The following is a 14,617-nucleotide window of genomic DNA, read 5'->3' on the forward strand; positions in this document are numbered from 1 at the left end:
TTCGTCCCATAGGCGTGAACGTTGCCAGCGGCTAGCATCGATTCATCCATCGAACCCGAGACCAGCCGGGCGCCGCGAACATTCGAGTGTAGGGGCCGACTCGACGTTATGGCAAGCGCACACCGGCTGCCGTATTGAAGAAATTCTCATGCGAATCGCGCTGATCGATCCGGAGTCGCGTCACACCGCACTCCTGAACCGCCTGCTCTTTGCCGGCGGTCACGTGTGCCATGCTTTTCCATCCAGCGCCGCTTTCTTCGAGTGGCTCGCCGCCGACAACACCTGCGACATGCTGGTCACCGGCCACTGGGCCGGCGATCAGCCGGCGCAGGAAGTCATTCCGCGCGCGCAGGCGGTCCTGCCGGGATTGCCGGCCATCGCCGTGATGCAGTCGGCACGCGAAAGCGAAATCGTCTCGTGCCTGCACGCGGGCGCCGACGATTGCCTCGTGCGCCCCGTGAGCGGGCCCGAGCTGCTCGCGCGCGTCAACGCGCTGAGCCGGCGCGCCGGCGTTCGCCGGCCGCCCACCCGCTCGCGCGAAATGTACGGCGAATACGCGTTCGACGCCACACACTGCCTCGTGCGTTTCGGCGACGCAATCGTTTCACTTACGCCGAAGGAGTTCCGTTTCGCGCAGTTGCTGTTCACGAACCTGTCGCGGCCCGTGTCGCGCGCCCATATCCTCGAAACGGTATGGGCGCGCCGCCGCGACATGAAGTCGCGCACGCTCGATACCCACGCGTCGCGGCTGCGCAGCAAATTGCAGCTGCTTCCGGAGCGCGGCTACCGACTGCTGCCGCTCTACGGCTTCGGCTACCAGCTTGACCGCGTACCGATCGAGCCCCCAAATTCGCGCCCCCGCCACGCTGATGCCCGGTATGCGGCGAGTGAGGAAATCGCTGAAACGCTATAATATGGGGCTAAACGATAGCCCTCGATATGCAACTCCTCACGATCGGAATCAACCACCACACTGCGCCTGTCGCCCTGCGCGAACGCGTGGCGTTTCCGCTCGAGCAAATCAAACCGGCTCTCGTCACGTTCAAGAACGTGTTTCTCGGCCCGCAGGCGCCCAATACGCCCGAAGCGGCGATCCTCTCGACCTGCAACCGCACTGAACTGTATTGCGCGACCGACGATCGCGCGGCCCGCGAAGGCGCGCTCCGCTGGCTGTCGGAGTATCACCGGATTCCGGTCGACGAACTCGCGCCGCACGTCTACGCGCTGCCGCAGTCGGAAGCGGTCCGGCACGCGTTCCGCGTCGCCTCCGGCCTCGATTCGATGGTGCTCGGCGAAACCCAGATCCTGGGCCAGATGAAGGATGCCGTTCGCACCGCGACGGAAGCCGGCGCGCTCGGCACCTATCTGAACCAGCTGTTCCAGCGCACGTTCGCGGTGGCGAAGGAAGTGCGCGGCACGACCGAAATCGGCACGCAGTCGGTGTCGATGGCCGCGGCCGCGGTGCGCCTCGCGCAGCGCATCTTCGAAAAGGTGTCGGATCAGCGCGTGCTGTTCATCGGCGCGGGCGAAATGATCGAGCTGTGCGCGACGCACTTCGCCGCGCAAGGCCCGCGCGAACTCGTCGTCGCGAACCGCACGGCCGAACGCGGCCAGCGGCTCGCCGAACGCTTCAACGGCCGCGCGATGCCGCTGGCCGACCTGCCCACCCGCATGCACGAATTCGACATCATCGTGTCGTGCACCGCGTCGACGCTGCCGATCATCGGCCTCGGCGCGGTCGAGCGTGCGGTGAAGGCGCGTCGCCACCGGCCGATCTTCATGGTCGACCTCGCGGTGCCGCGCGACATCGAGCCCGAAGTCGGCAAGCTGAAGGACGTGTTCCTGTACACCGTCGACGATCTCGGCGCGATCGTGCGCGAAGGCAACGCGTCGCGTCAGGCCGCGGTCGCGCAGGCCGAAGCGATCATCGAAACCCGCGTGCAGAATTTCATGCAATGGCTCGACACGCGCAGCGTCGTGCCGGTGATCCGTCACATGCATACGCAGGCCGACGCGCTGCGCCGCGCCGAAGTCGAGAAGGCACAGAAGCTGCTCGCACGCGGTGACGATCCGGCCGCCGTGCTCGAAGCCCTGTCGCAGGCGCTGACCAACAAGCTGATCCACGGCCCGACGAGCGCGCTCAACCGCGTCAACGGCGCCGATCGCGATTCGCTGATCGACCTGATGCGCGGCTTCTACCAGCACGCGCCGCGCTCGAACGACCAGTCCGGCCACTAGCGCCGGCCGGTCGCCCTGCCGCCGGCCGCGCATTGCCCTGCCGCCGGCCTATCCTTTCCGAATACCCTTGCCCGGGAGCGCCGCTCCACACCATGAAGACGAGCATGCAACGCAAGCTCGACCAGCTGTCCACACGGCTGGCCGAACTGAACGACCTGCTGAGCCGCGAAAACGTCACGGCCGACCTCGACCAGTACCGCAAGCTGACGCGCGAACATGCGGAACTCGGCCCGGTCGTCGAGCAATACGCGTTATGGCGCCAGTCGCGCAGCGACGAGGCGGCCGCGCAGGAACTGCTCGCCGATCCGTCAATGCGCGATTTCGCGGAAGACGAAATCCGCAGCGCACGCGAGGGCATGGCGCGCCTCGAGACCGAGCTGCAGAAGATGCTGCTGCCGAAGGATCCGAACGACGACCGCAACATCTTCCTCGAAATCCGCGCGGGCACGGGCGGCGACGAATCGGCGCTGTTCGCGGGCGACCTGCTGCGCATGTACCTGCGCTTCGCGGAACGCCAGCGCTGGCAGGTCGAAATGATGTCGGAGAGCGCGTCGGATCTCGGCGGCTACAAGGAAGTGATCGTGCGGATCGCGGGCCAGGGTGCGTATTCGCGGCTGAAGTTCGAATCGGGCGGCCATCGCGTGCAGCGCGTGCCGGCCACCGAGACGCAGGGGCGCATCCATACGTCCGCGTGCACGGTCGCGGTGATGCCGGAAGCCGACGAGATCGGCGAGGTCGAGATCAATCCGGCCGACCTGCGCATCGACACGTTCCGCGCGTCCGGCGCGGGCGGCCAGCACATCAACAAGACCGATTCGGCGGTGCGCGTCACGCACATCCCGACCGGGATCGTCGTCGAATGCCAGGACGATCGCTCGCAGCACAAGAACAAGGATCGCGCGCTGAAGGTGCTCGCCGCGCGCATCAAGGACAAGCAGTATCACGAGCAGCATGCGAAGGAAGCCGCGACGCGCAAGAGCCTGATCGGCTCCGGCGACCGTTCGGAACGCATCCGCACGTACAACTTCCCGCAGGGCCGGATGACCGACCACCGGATCAACCTGACGCTGTACCGGCTCGAGGCGATCATGGACGGCGATCTCGACGAACTGATCGGCGCGCTCGTCACCGAGCACCAGGCCGAGCTGCTCGCGTCGCTCGGCGAAGCCGACTGAGGCCGCGATGCCCGACACCACCGCCGACGCCCTGCTGCGCACCTCGCCGCTCGACCCGGTCGATGCACGCGTGCTGCTCGCGCACGCGCTCGGCTGGACCCGCACGCAACTGATCACGCGCGGCGACGCGCCGCTCGACGCGGCCGCGGTCGAACGCTACCGCGCGCTCGAAGCGCGCCGCGTCGCCGGCGAACCCGTCGCGCAACTGGTCGGGATGCGCGAGTTCTTCGGCCGCCCGTTCGACGTGACGCCCGACGTGCTGATCCCGCGCCCCGAAACCGAGCTGCTCGTGGAAGCCGCGCTCGATGCGATCGACGGGCTGCCGCACGCGGCCGTGCTCGACCTCGGCACCGGCAGCGGCGCAATCGCCGTGTCGATCGCTGCCGAGCGCCCCGATGCGCGCGTGTGGGCGCTCGACCGTTCGCCGGCCGCGCTCGCGGTCGCGCAACGCAACGCCGACAAGCTGCTCGACGCGCAGCGCCCCGGCGGCCCGCTGCACTGGCTGCAGAGCGACTGGTACGCGGCGCTCGATCCCGCGCTCGCGTTCGATGCGATCGTCAGCAACCCGCCGTACATCGCGCAGCACGATCCGCATCTCGCCCAGGGCGACCTGCGTTTCGAGCCGCGCGGCGCGCTCACCGACGACGCCGACGGCCTCAGCGCGATCCGCACGATCGTCGCGGGCGCCGGCGCCCATCTGAAGCCGAGCGGCACGCTCTGGATCGAGCACGGCTACGACCAGGCCGAAGCCGTGCGCGCGATCCTGGTGTCGCACGGCTTCGTCGCGGTCGAATCGCTGACCGATCTCGCCGCCATCGAACGCACGACCGGCGGCCGCCTGCCGGGCTGATGCCCGGCCCGCCCGGTTGAAATCCGCTATCATTTCGATCTAACGCCCCGCAAACGCAAGGTCAGTCATGGACACCCAACAACGTATCAAGCAAATCGTCGACGAAAACCAGGTCGTGCTCTTCATGAAGGGCAACGCGCAATTCCCGATGTGCGGCTTCTCGGGCCGCGCCGTGCAGGTGCTGAAGGCCTGCGGCGTCGACCAGTTCAAGACCGTCAACGTGCTCGAGGACGACGAAATCCGCCAGGGCATCAAGGCCTTCTCGAACTGGCCGACCATCCCGCAGCTCTACGTGAAGGGCGAATTCATCGGCGGCTCGGACATCATGATGGAGATGTACCAGTCGGGCGAACTGCAGCAACTGTTCGCCGCCGCGTAACACGCGGCACCCGTCCCCCTTTCGATGGCATCTTCCAGCGCGCCGCCACGCCGGTTGATCGTCGCGATCACCGGCGCCACCGGCGCGATCTACGGTGTGCGGCTGCTCGACCTGCTGCGCGCCGCCGGCGGCGTCGAAACACACCTGCTGATTTCGAACGCCGGCTGGCTCAACATCCAGCATGAACTGAAGCTGCCGAAGGCCGACGTCGAAAGCCGTGCGGACGTCGTGCATTCGGTGCGCGACGTCGGCGCGACGATTGCGTCGGGCTCGTTCGCGACCGATGGCATGGTGATCGCACCCTGCTCGATGAAGACGCTCGCGAGCGTCGCGCACGGGCTGTCCGACAACCTGATCACGCGCGCGGCCGACGTCACGCTGAAGGAGCGCCGCCGTCTCGTGCTGATGGTGCGCGAAACGCCGTTCAACCTCGCGCATCTGCGCAACATGACCGCCGTCACCGAAATGGGCGGCATCGTCTTTCCGCCGCTGCCGGCGTTCTATGCGATGCCGAAGACGATCGAGGAACTCGTCGATCAGACCGTCACGCGCGTGCTCGACCTGTTCGCGCTCAGCGCGCCGCTCACGACACCGTGGGCCGGCATCCGGCACGCGCAGTAAGTCACGCCTCTTCTGCGCGCATCTCCACCGATCCTCACCACAACTCCGTCGATTCCACGCCTTCCGATGCCAGTCGGCAGTCGGAAGCCCGCTATCGCCACGATTATCAACAAGCAGGCGTCAATCAAATTCCAGCGCGCCGATTTATCAATGCGCGGTGCGCGCCTATAGTCACAGGCAAACTCTTTCGCAGGTCACCACCATGAACCGCTTGCCTTCGCTGTACCTGTCCCACGGCGCGCCGACGCTGCCGATCGACCCGGCGTTGCCGTCCGGCGCGTTCACGCACCTCGGTGCCGAATTGCCGCGCCCACGCGCGGTACTGATGCTGTCCGCGCACTGGGGCACGCAGCGGCCGGTCGCGAGCGTCGCCGCGCATCCGGACACGATTCACGACTTCTACGGTTTCCCGCAGGCGCTGTACGACATCCGCTATCCGGCGCCGGGCGCGCCCGACGTGGCCGAACGCGCGGCCGCGCTGCTCAACGCAGCCGGCATCGCGACCGCGACGACCGAACACGGCCTCGATCACGGCGCGTGGGTGCCGATGCTGCTGATGTTTCCGGAAGCCGACGTGCCGGTCGCGCAACTGTCGATCCAGCCGCGCGCGGACGCCGCGCATCACTTCGCGCTCGGCCGCGCGCTGCGGCCGCTGCGCGACGAAGGCGTGATGGTGATCGGCTCGGGGCAGATCACGCACAACCTGCGCGCCGCCGATTTCGGCGCCGCGCCCGAGGATGCGGACCCGCGCGTCGCGGAATTCACCGACTGGTTCGAGGCGAAACTGGCCGCACGCGACGTCGACGCGCTGCTCGACTACCGCCGGCAGGCGCCGCACGCGGCGCTGATGCATCCGACCGACGAACATCTGCTGCCGGTCTTCACGGCGCTCGGCGCGGCGGACGACGACTACCGGCTCGGCATCCAGTCGCTCGGCACTTACCAGCGCGTGCTCGCGATGACGAACTACGTGTTCGCGAGCGCCGGCGCCTGAACCTGAACGGGGGCGCCACCGCCGGGCCAGTAAAAAGCCCGCCCGAGCATCGCTCGGGCGGGCTTTTTTCGCTGCATCCTGCCGCCGCCGAATCCGGCGGCAGGTCAGGCGTCAGGCACCGACCCCTTCGAGGATCTCGTCGTGCGACTCGCGCTCGTCGAGATACTGGGTCCGGTAACCGGTATTCACGCCCCAGAAGTAGAACACCAGCGAGATCGCCGCGACGACCAGCATGTCCCAGCCGTACGGCAGCAAGCCATAACCGCCGAATTCCTTGCTGCCGATCAGCGACAGCACGGCCATCGTCGGCAGGTACGCGACCAGCCACCATGCGGCCTTCAGGTCGGCGCCCCAGCCGGTCCAGCCCGACTTCGCCTGGAAGAAGAAGTACACCGGCAGCGCAACGATCATCAGCAGGATGATTTCACCCGTCAGCGGCCACTTCGCCCAGTACAGGATCAGCGACGCGCACACGAACGCGAACGGGGCGATCAGCTTCATCAGCGGAATCGACAGCGGGCGCTCGATGTCGGTCGCCGAGCGGCGCAGCGCCATCAGGCTGATCGGGCCGGTCAGGTACGAGATCACCGTCGCCACCGAGATCACTGCCGCGAGCGAGCTCCAGCCGCGGAAGAAGAACAGGAAGATGAACGACACGAGCAGGTTGAACCACATCGCCTGGCGCGGCACGCCGTAGATCGGGTGCACGTTGCCGAACATCTTCGGCATCGTGTTGTTGCGCTCCATCGCGTAGATCATGCGGGTGGTCGTCGCCATGTAGGTCGTACCGGTCCCGCTCGGGCTGATGAACGCGTCGACGTACAGCAGGATCGCGAGCCAGTTCAGGTTCAGCGCGATCGCGAGTTCCGCGAACGGCGACGAGAAGTTGAAGTGCGCCCAACCCTTCGCGACGTCGGCCGGGTTCACCGAGCCGATATAGGCCATTTGCAGCAGCACGTAGATCACGAGTGCGAGCAGGATCGACGTGATCACCGCGAACGGCACGCTGCGCGCCGGATTGCGCGCTTCACCGGCCAGGTTCACCGGGCTCTGGAAGCCGTTGAACGCGAACACGATGCCGCTCGTCGCGACCGCGGTCAGCACGGCCGACCAGCCATACGGCGCGAAGCTCGTATTCGACGCGGTGCCGAGGTTCTCCGCGTGGAAGCTCGTCAGCATCAGGCCGAGGATCGTGAGGCCCGGAATCAGGAACTTGAAGATCGTGATCGCGGTGTTCGCCCGCGCGAAAGCCTTCACGCCCCAGTAGTTCAGCAGGAAGTAGACGACGACCAGCACGGCCGACAGCAGCAGACCGAGAGTCTGCAATTCGCCGTTCACGAACAACGCATGCGCCCACGGATACGGCCACGTGCTCATGTACTGGATCGACGCTTCCGCCTCGATCGGGATCACGGATACGATCGCGATCCAGTTGGCCCACGCGCTGATGAAGCCCACCAGCGAACCGTGCGAGTAGCGCGCGTAACGCACCATGCCGCCCGACTCGGGGAACATCGCGCCCAGTTCCGCATACGTCAGCGCAATCGCCAGAATCACGACCGCGCCGATGATCCATGCGCAGATCGCCGCCGGACCGGCGATCTTCGCGGCTTTCCAGGCACCGAACAGCCAGCCCGAGCCGATAATCGAACCCAGCCCCGTCAGCATCAATGCAAACGGGCCGATGTTCCGTTGAATAGAACTCTTCACATCCTCTCCTGTGTCTCAAAAAGCATGGTCGGCCTGCGGTCCGGGATCGGCTCGGACAGCACCGCGCACGCATTCTTGGGGGGACGGTCAACCCGATCGGGGCAACCCGTCCACGCGGCGCGTAGTTTAACGGTTGCACCTCGAACGTGGCGCCAAAATCGATCGGCCCCTACAAAAAATTCGCATCGCTTGCAAGCTTTGTAAACCCGATCTCCGCAATAACCCTGAGAGCATGGGAATACGGTTGACCATCAGACCGATTAGCCGTATAAAGGACTTCGCAGGATTTCAAGTGGCGAGTGAATTGGTTCTTTCGTAGTTCGCCCATCAACGGTACTCCGGTTGGTCCTATTACCCCTTCCTTGATTTTCCGCACCCCATGGGCTTCGGCCCCGTTTTATCTTTTTAGGAACAAGTAACATGGCAACCGGTACCGTCAAGTGGTTCAATGACGCAAAGGGCTTCGGCTTCATCACCCCGGAAGGCGGCGGCGACGATCTGTTCGCGCACTTCTCGGAAATCCGCGTCGAAGGCTTCAAGACGCTGCAAGAAAACCAGAAGGTTGAATTCGAAGTGAAGACGGGCCCGAAGGGTCTGCAAGCTGCGAACATCCGTCCGGTCTAAGCTTGGCGCGATAATTCGTGTAAAAAAGCCCCGCTTCGGCGGGGCTTTTTGTTTTTGCGCGCCGCTCGTCCGGCATGGCGGCTTATAGCCGCCCGCGCCGCTCAGCCGAACAGGCGCTGCGCGTGAATGCCGAGCCCCGTCGCGACACTCGCCAAGCGATCGCCGAACACCGGCTGCGCATCCGGAAACGCGCCGGCGAGCGCACCCGACAGGAACGCGAGCCCCGTCGAACCGCCGGTGAAATACAGCGCACCGACGTCACGCGGCGCGACGCCCGCGAGCCGCACCGTTTCGCGTGCGGCATCGACGATGCGCGCGGTATCGTCCTGGCTCGCGTCGACGAGGCGATCCGCGTCGAATGCGATCAGCAGATCCTCTTCCACGTCGTTCAGGTCGATCATCGTCTCCCCGCCCGCCGCGACACCGATCTTCGCCTCTTCCGCGCGCGCCATCAGCGCATGCCCGAGCCGTTGCTCGACCACGCTCGTGAGCCGGTCGTACTGCCGCACATCCTGGTACAGGTGCTTCATCAGCTTCAGCTCGCCGACGCGCTTGGGCGTGTAGACGGTATTGATCAGGTGCCAGGTCGCGAGATCGAAGTAGATCTTGTTCGGCAGCTCGCGCCCTTCCGGGTCGAGCGAACGGTAGCCGAACGCGGGCAGGATCGCCGCCAGCTCGACCCGCCGGTCGTAGTCGGTGCCCGCGACGTGCACGCCGTGGTGCGCCAGCACGTCGTCCTTGCGTTCGAGCCGCGCCATCCGCTGCGGGCCGACGCGCACCAGCGAGAAGTCGGACGTGCCGCCGCCGATGTCGGCGACGAGCACGAGACGCTCGGCCTGCTGGCGCGACTCGTAGTCGAACGCGGCGGCGATCGGTTCGTACTGGAAGTGAACGTCCGCGAAGCCGACCGAGTGCGCGGCCGCCTCGAGCTGATCCTGCGCGAGCCGGTCGGCGCGCGGATCGTCGTCGACGAAGAACACCGGCCGGCCGAGCACCGCGCGACCGATCGGCGCGCCCGCGCGCGCTTCGGCCTTGCGCTTCAGGTGCGTCAGGAAGCGCGCGATGATGTCGGTGTAGGCGATCGCGCTGCCGTCACCGAGATCGGTCGTCGTTTCCGCGAGCGGCGAGCCGAGGATGCTCTTCATCGAGCGCATCAGCCGGCCGTCGAAACCGTCGATATAGGAGGCCAGTGCCGCCCGGCCGTATTCGACCGTCTCTTCGTCGTTGTTGAAGAAGATCGCGGTGGGCAGCGTCAGGTGGTCGCCCTCGACGGGCGCGAGGCGCATGCCATCGCCGTCGGGCAGCGCCACGGCGGAATTGGACGTGCCGAAATCGATCGCGCAGTAAGTCATGGGAAATTGCCGCAGCAGGGCCGGCGCGAAAACGGAAAGGACGGGCTTTTTAACATGAAGCCCGCGGGATCACAACCGGGGCCGGCCAGCGGCGCCGCGCAACGGGCGCCGGTGGCGACGGCGCGCGCCGTGGCGCGCCGCGAACATGCGCGGACAGGATGCGCGACGCAGCCTGCCCGGCCGCGGGATCAGGCTGCCGCGTCGAAGCTCTTCTTCCACGCACCCGCGTAGACGACTTCGCCGATCGCATGGCGCGTACGCGGCGCCTTCTCGCGATCGCGCAGCACGGGATCGAGCTTGTCGACGTTGCCGTAGTGGCCGAGCGAGATGATCGACACGATCGCGACGTCCGCCGGAATCGCGAACGCGTCGCGGAATGCCTTCGGGTCGAAACCGCTCATCTGGTGCGCGGCGAGGCCCAGCGCGTGCGCCTGCAGCACCAGCGACATCGCGGCGGCGCCGGCGTCGTACAGCGCGGTCGGCGCCGGCTCGCCCTTCGGCGTGAGCGTGTGCGCGGTGACCGCGATCAGCACCGGCGCCGGTGCATTCCAGCCCTGGTTGAACGGCACCAGCGTCGCGAATGCGCGCTTGAACGCGTCTTCGTCCTGGGTACGATCGAATACGATGAAACGCCACGGTTGCGCGTTGTACGCGGACGGGGCCCAGCGTGCCGCTTCGAGCACCGCGTGGAGATCGCCGGCGCTGACGGGCTCATCCGAATACGCGCGCGGGCTCCAGCGGCCCGCGATCAGATCGTGAATCGAAACAGTGGTGGGAGCAGGTTTGACGGACATGCGGTTCCTCGCTGACATCGATGAAGGGGCGCGAACGCCCGGCGAACCGCAAGCATACCCGCTTGAGCGACAGCGCGCCCGATCCCGCCGCGCTATGCAAATCTGCGTGCGTGCAATGGCCGGCCGCGGCGGTGCGGCCGGCCGGTCCGCCGCGATCAGGCCGCCTGCGCGGCCGCGCGCGACGGGCCGCGGTTGATCCGCAGCACGATCAGCGCGCCGACGATGCACAACCCGCCCGAGATCATCGACGCGATCGTGTAGGTGCCGAGGCTCGCGCGCAGCAGCCCGGCGCCGAGCGCCGCGAATGCCGCGCCGAGCTGGTGGCCGGCGACGATCCAGCCGAACACGACCGGCGCCGCGGCCTTGCCGAACACGTCGGTCGCGAGCCGCACGGTGGGCGGCACGGTCGCGATCCAGTCGAGCCCGTAGAACATCGCGAACAACGGCAGCCCGAAGAAATCGATCCCGAACGCATGCGGCAGGTAGATCAGCGACAGCCCGCGCAGTCCGTAGTACCAGAACAGCAGCACGCGATTGTCGTAACGGTCCGACAACCATCCCGACAACGTCGTGCCGAACAGGTCGAACACGCCCATCGCCGCGAGCAGCGACGCGCCCTGCACCTCGGTCATCCCGTAATCGCTGCACATCGCGATCAGGTGCGTGCCGACATAGCCGTTGGTGCTCGCACCGCAGATGAAGAAGCTGAAGAACAGCAGCCAGAAATCGCGCGAGCGGCTCGCCATCAGCAGCGTGCGGAACGCGACCGCGAGCGGATTCTCCTTCGTCGCGTCCGGCGCGGGCGGCGCATCGGCCGGCTCGCCGTACGGGCGCAGCCGCACGTCGGCCGGCCGCTCGGGCAGCAGGAACGCGACGAGCGGAATCACGATCGCGGCCGCCACCGCGACGACCAGCACGACCGGCCGCCAGCCGTGGCGCTGCGCGATTGCCGCGAGCATCGGCAGGAACACGAGTTGGCCGGTGGCCGTGCTCGCGGTCAGGATCCCCATCACGAGGCCGCGCCGCGCATGGAACCAGCGCGTGACGAAGGTCGCGGACAGCGTCAGCGCGACGACGCCCGTCGAACAGCCGACCATCAGCCCCCAGATCACGACCATCTGCCAGCTCTGCGTCATCATCGACGACAGCGCGACGCCCGCGCTCATCGTCACGAGCGCGGTGAGGATCGTCGGGCGCAGCCCGAAGCGTTGCATCGCGGCGGCCGCGAACGGGCCCGTCAGGCCGTACAGTGCGATGTTCACCGAAATCGCCAGCGAAATCGCCGCGCGGCTCCAGCCGAGCTCGCGTTCGAGCGGCACCATCAGCACGCTCGGCGTCGCGCGCGTGCCGGCAGCCGCCAGCAGGATCAGGAATACCACCGCCGCCGCGAGCCATCCGTAATGGAAGCGCCCGCCGATTCGTGTCACTGCCCAGTTCATCTTCATGTTCTCCAGTTGACGGTTCCGGTGTCGTCGCACCCGCTCCGTCCCAACCAGGCCACCTCCGCCGCGCATTTCAACATCGGCTGACCCGGGCCGACGCTTGGCATTCGTCTGTTGATCCGGCCGCGATTGTTACCGACCGGTCACAAGTGTGTTGCGATCGTAGTGACCAGTCGGTAACATGTCAAGCAATTCACCACGAAGTCGAGGGTCATCATGTCGGGCATCGAGGTCGCCAAACCGCCGGCACGGCGCACGCGCCGGCCGATCGACGGCGCCACCGCGCAGGAGCACCTGCTGCGCGCCGCCGAGGAGCTGTTTTACAAGGAAGGCGTGCGAACGGTCGGCGTCGAGGCGGTGGTGGAGCGCGCGGGCGTCAACAAGATGAGCCTGTACCGCCAGTTCTCGTCGAAGGACGAGCTGATCCTCGCGTATCTGGAACGGATGGACGCGTGCTTCTTCGAGCGGCTCGACACGAGCGTCGCGAAGCATCCGGGGCAGCCGAAGGCGCAGTTGATCCAGTACTTCGTCGATCTCGCCGAACGCGCGACGCAAAAGGACTATCGCGGCTGCCCGTTCGTCAACGTGGCCGCCGAATTCCCGGATGCGTCGCATCCGGCGCGCGAACGCGTCGCGCAGAACAAGGAACAGTTGATGAAACGGCTCGTCGCGCTGTGCGAAGGTGCCGGCGCGCGGCAGCCGAAGGCGCTCGCCGATGCGCTCGCGCTGGTGGTCGAAGGCATTTATGCGGCGAGCCAGACCTACCGGCACGGCGAAACGCCGATCGGCACCGCGCCCGCGCTCGTCACGCAGCTGATCGAAGCCGCCTGCGCGTGACGGGCCGCGCGCGCCCGTCGCCGGCGTGCCCGCTACAATGCGGCCCTCGCCGCTCCTCCGCCCGACTGGTATCACGATGACCGACACCCGCCCCGACTCGCACGACGACATTCTCGCCGCCACGCGGCACTGGCTCGCGCGCGCGGTGATCGGGCTCAACCTGTGCCCGTTCGCGAAAAGCGTCTATGTGAAGGAACAGGTGCGCTACGCGATCAGCGAAGCGACGACACTCGAAGACGCGCTCGCCGAACTCGAAACCGAGCTGCGCTTGCTCGACGCGGCGGACCCGCAGCAGATCGATACGACGCTCGTGATCTACCCGCATGCGTTCGCCGATTTCGTCGACTACAACGATGCGCTGTTCTTCGCCGAGCGGCTCGTTCAGCAATTGCGGCTCGACGGCGTGCTGCAGATCGCGAGCTTCCATCCGCAATACCAGTTCGACGGCACCGAACCCGACGACATCGAGAACTACACGAACCGCGCGCCGTATCCGATCCTGCACCTGCTGCGCGAGGACAGCATCGCGCGCGCGGTCGACGCGTTTCCGGACGCGTCCGCGATCTACGAAAAGAATCAGGAAACGCTGCGCCGCCTCGGCCACGAAGGCTGGCGCGAATGGATGCGCCGGCCGGGCGACGACGTGTGACGCGGCGTGTCACGTGCGGCGTGCAACGTGCGGCGCGAGCGCCATGCCCGCGCGGCCGCGTCAGCCTTCGGCCGGCTCGACGGCGGCGTCGCTCGCCGGCGCGGCTTGCGCGACGAAGAAGCGCTCGTTGAGTTCGGCGAGCCCGAACATCCCGAGGATCTCGTTCAGCCGCTCGCCGGGGCGCCGGCGCGGCAGGTTCTTGTACTGCGCGATGATCAGCTCGTTCTTCATCGAATGCTCCCAGCCGACCAGTTCGGTCACGCTGACCTGGTAGCCGTGCGCTTCGAGCTGCAGGCAGCGCAGCACGTTGGTGATCTGGCTGCCGAATTCGCGCGTATGCAGCGGATGGCGCCACACCTCGGTCAGCGCATTCGCGAGCGACTTGCCCTTGTTCTTGCGCAGCACGCCCGCGACTTCCGCCTGGCAGCACGGCACCAGCACGATGTGCTGCGCGCGCTTCGCGAGCGCGAAGCGGATCGCGTCGTCGGTCGCCGTGTCGCACGCGTGCAGCGCGGTGACGACGTCGACCGTGTCGGGCAGTTGCGGCGACGTGATCGAATCGGCGACCGACAGGTTCAGGAACGACATGCCGCCGAACCCGAGCCGGGCGGCGAGCTCGGTCGAGCGCGTGACGAGTTCCTCGCGCGTCTCGATGCCGTACACGTGCGACGCAAACGACGGCGTGCCGTGCCCCGGCTGCTGCTTGAAGAACAGGTCGTACAGGATGAAGCCGAGATACGACTTGCCGGCGCCGTGATCGACGAGCGTCACGTGGCCTTTGTCGGCCTGCACGCCGGCGAGCAGCGGCTCGATGAACTGGAACAGGTGATAGACCTGCTTCAGCTTGCGGCGGCTGTCCTGGTTCAGCTTCCCGTCGCGGGTGAGGATGTGCAGTTCCTTCAGCAGCTCGACGGACTGCTCCGGGCGGATTTCGTGGGTCTTGTTCGACATC

At 66.8% G+C, this 14,617-nt stretch carries 15 protein-coding genes; 10 read left to right on the top strand and 5 right to left on the bottom strand.

Going from position 1 to position 14,617, the window contains the following annotated elements:
* Positions 1 to 148: 148 nt before the first annotated feature.
* The 7 genes from H0X90_RS17655 (at position 149) to H0X90_RS17685 (ending at position 6,257) form a co-directional block, all read left to right on the top strand.
* A complete protein-coding gene (locus H0X90_RS17655; RefSeq protein WP_006494404.1) occupies positions 149 to 913 on the top strand; it encodes a response regulator transcription factor in 765 nt (254 codons plus the stop codon).
* A 26-nt stretch (positions 914 to 939) separates the two neighbouring features.
* Entirely contained in the window at positions 940 to 2,238 is a 1,299-nt protein-coding gene (gene hemA / locus H0X90_RS17660) for a glutamyl-tRNA reductase (RefSeq protein WP_006482047.1), read from the top strand.
* Between the two features lie 92 nt (positions 2,239 to 2,330).
* Complete coding sequence (prfA, locus tag H0X90_RS17665) at positions 2,331 to 3,413, top strand: peptide chain release factor 1 (RefSeq protein ID WP_006494405.1); 1,083 nt, start codon at positions 2,331 to 2,333, stop codon at positions 3,411 to 3,413.
* 7 nt (positions 3,414 to 3,420) lie between these two features.
* Positions 3,421 to 4,263, top strand: a complete 843-nt coding sequence (gene prmC, locus H0X90_RS17670; protein ID WP_077188953.1) for a peptide chain release factor N(5)-glutamine methyltransferase — start codon at positions 3,421 to 3,423, stop codon at positions 4,261 to 4,263.
* Between the two features lie 67 nt (positions 4,264 to 4,330).
* Positions 4,331 to 4,642, top strand: coding sequence for a Grx4 family monothiol glutaredoxin (gene grxD / locus H0X90_RS17675; protein WP_006477066.1), 312 nt, complete (start codon positions 4,331 to 4,333; stop codon positions 4,640 to 4,642).
* Between the two features lie 24 nt (positions 4,643 to 4,666).
* Positions 4,667 to 5,263 carry a UbiX family flavin prenyltransferase gene (locus tag H0X90_RS17680; RefSeq protein WP_006482052.1) on the top strand — a complete coding sequence of 199 codons (597 nt, stop codon included), beginning with the start codon at positions 4,667 to 4,669 and terminating at the stop codon, positions 5,261 to 5,263.
* Between the two features lie 202 nt (positions 5,264 to 5,465).
* The gene (locus tag H0X90_RS17685; protein WP_006494408.1) at positions 5,466 to 6,257 is read left to right on the top strand and encodes a class III extradiol ring-cleavage dioxygenase; all 792 of its coding nucleotides are present in this window, start codon (positions 5,466 to 5,468) and stop codon (positions 6,255 to 6,257) included.
* Positions 6,258 to 6,368: 111 nt separating this feature from the next.
* On the opposite strand, the gene H0X90_RS17690 is transcribed toward H0X90_RS17685, so the two are convergent.
* Positions 6,369 to 7,967: an APC family permease gene (locus H0X90_RS17690; RefSeq protein ID WP_006482046.1), complete on the bottom strand. Its 1,599-nt coding sequence runs from the start codon at positions 7,965 to 7,967 to the stop codon at positions 6,369 to 6,371.
* Positions 7,968 to 8,387: 420 nt separating this feature from the next.
* On the opposite strand from H0X90_RS17690, the gene H0X90_RS17695 reads away from it, so the two are divergent.
* Positions 8,388 to 8,591, top strand: a complete 204-nt coding sequence (locus H0X90_RS17695; protein ID WP_006477070.1) for a cold-shock protein — start codon at positions 8,388 to 8,390, stop codon at positions 8,589 to 8,591.
* Between the two features lie 101 nt (positions 8,592 to 8,692).
* On the opposite strand, the gene H0X90_RS17700 is transcribed toward H0X90_RS17695, so the two are convergent.
* The 3 genes from H0X90_RS17700 to H0X90_RS17710 form a co-directional block, all read right to left on the bottom strand.
* On the bottom strand, positions 8,693 to 9,943 hold the full coding sequence (locus H0X90_RS17700) for an Hsp70 family protein (protein ID WP_060214744.1): 1,251 nt from the start codon (positions 9,941 to 9,943) through the stop codon (positions 8,693 to 8,695).
* Between the two features lie 188 nt (positions 9,944 to 10,131).
* A complete protein-coding gene (locus H0X90_RS17705) occupies positions 10,132 to 10,737 on the bottom strand; it encodes a nitroreductase family protein (protein WP_006482064.1) in 606 nt (201 codons plus the stop codon).
* Positions 10,738 to 10,892: 155 nt separating this feature from the next.
* Positions 10,893 to 12,176 carry an MFS transporter gene (locus tag H0X90_RS17710; RefSeq protein WP_012492315.1) on the bottom strand — a complete coding sequence of 428 codons (1,284 nt, stop codon included), beginning with the start codon at positions 12,174 to 12,176 and terminating at the stop codon, positions 10,893 to 10,895.
* A gap of 219 nt (positions 12,177 to 12,395) precedes the next feature.
* On the opposite strand from H0X90_RS17710, the gene H0X90_RS17715 reads away from it, so the two are divergent.
* Together H0X90_RS17715 and H0X90_RS17720 are read left to right on the top strand one after the other, a co-directional pair.
* On the top strand, positions 12,396 to 13,016 hold the full coding sequence (locus H0X90_RS17715; protein ID WP_077188952.1) for a TetR/AcrR family transcriptional regulator: 621 nt from the start codon (positions 12,396 to 12,398) through the stop codon (positions 13,014 to 13,016).
* 76 nt (positions 13,017 to 13,092) lie between these two features.
* A complete protein-coding gene (locus H0X90_RS17720) occupies positions 13,093 to 13,665 on the top strand; it encodes a DUF1415 domain-containing protein (RefSeq protein WP_006477075.1) in 573 nt (190 codons plus the stop codon).
* A gap of 60 nt (positions 13,666 to 13,725) precedes the next feature.
* Here the strand turns inward: H0X90_RS17720 and H0X90_RS17725 are convergent, their stop codons facing one another.
* Positions 13,726 to 14,616, bottom strand: a complete 891-nt coding sequence (locus H0X90_RS17725) for an SAM-dependent methyltransferase (RefSeq protein ID WP_077188962.1) — start codon at positions 14,614 to 14,616, stop codon at positions 13,726 to 13,728.
* Position 14,617 lies beyond the last annotated feature (1 nt).

The organism is Burkholderia sp. 9775_39, from assembly GCF_015712225.1.
Taxonomy (GTDB): Bacteria; Pseudomonadota; Gammaproteobacteria; order Burkholderiales; family Burkholderiaceae; genus Burkholderia; species Burkholderia cenocepacia.

Coding starts and splice junctions, on each gene's coding strand:
- prfA (WP_006494405.1), top strand. CDS start 2,331: ATGAAGACGAGCATGCAACGCAAGCTCGACCAGCTGTCCACACGGCTG.
- H0X90_RS17720 (WP_006477075.1), top strand. CDS start 13,093: ATGACCGACACCCGCCCCGACTCGCACGACGACATTCTCGCCGCCACG.
- H0X90_RS17685 (WP_006494408.1), top strand. CDS start 5,466: ATGAACCGCTTGCCTTCGCTGTACCTGTCCCACGGCGCGCCGACGCTG.
- H0X90_RS17725 (WP_077188962.1), bottom strand. CDS start 14,616: ATGTCGAACAAGACCCACGAAATCCGCCCGGAGCAGTCCGTCGAGCTG.
- H0X90_RS17715 (WP_077188952.1), top strand. CDS start 12,396: ATGTCGGGCATCGAGGTCGCCAAACCGCCGGCACGGCGCACGCGCCGG.
- prmC (WP_077188953.1), top strand. CDS start 3,421: ATGCCCGACACCACCGCCGACGCCCTGCTGCGCACCTCGCCGCTCGAC.
- H0X90_RS17680 (WP_006482052.1), top strand. CDS start 4,667: ATGGCATCTTCCAGCGCGCCGCCACGCCGGTTGATCGTCGCGATCACC.
- H0X90_RS17655 (WP_006494404.1), top strand. CDS start 149: ATGCGAATCGCGCTGATCGATCCGGAGTCGCGTCACACCGCACTCCTG.
- hemA (WP_006482047.1), top strand. CDS start 940: ATGCAACTCCTCACGATCGGAATCAACCACCACACTGCGCCTGTCGCC.
- H0X90_RS17705 (WP_006482064.1), bottom strand. CDS start 10,737: ATGTCCGTCAAACCTGCTCCCACCACTGTTTCGATTCACGATCTGATC.
- grxD (WP_006477066.1), top strand. CDS start 4,331: ATGGACACCCAACAACGTATCAAGCAAATCGTCGACGAAAACCAGGTC.
- H0X90_RS17700 (WP_060214744.1), bottom strand. CDS start 9,943: ATGACTTACTGCGCGATCGATTTCGGCACGTCCAATTCCGCCGTGGCG.
- H0X90_RS17710 (WP_012492315.1), bottom strand. CDS start 12,176: ATGAACTGGGCAGTGACACGAATCGGCGGGCGCTTCCATTACGGATGG.
- H0X90_RS17695 (WP_006477070.1), top strand. CDS start 8,388: ATGGCAACCGGTACCGTCAAGTGGTTCAATGACGCAAAGGGCTTCGGC.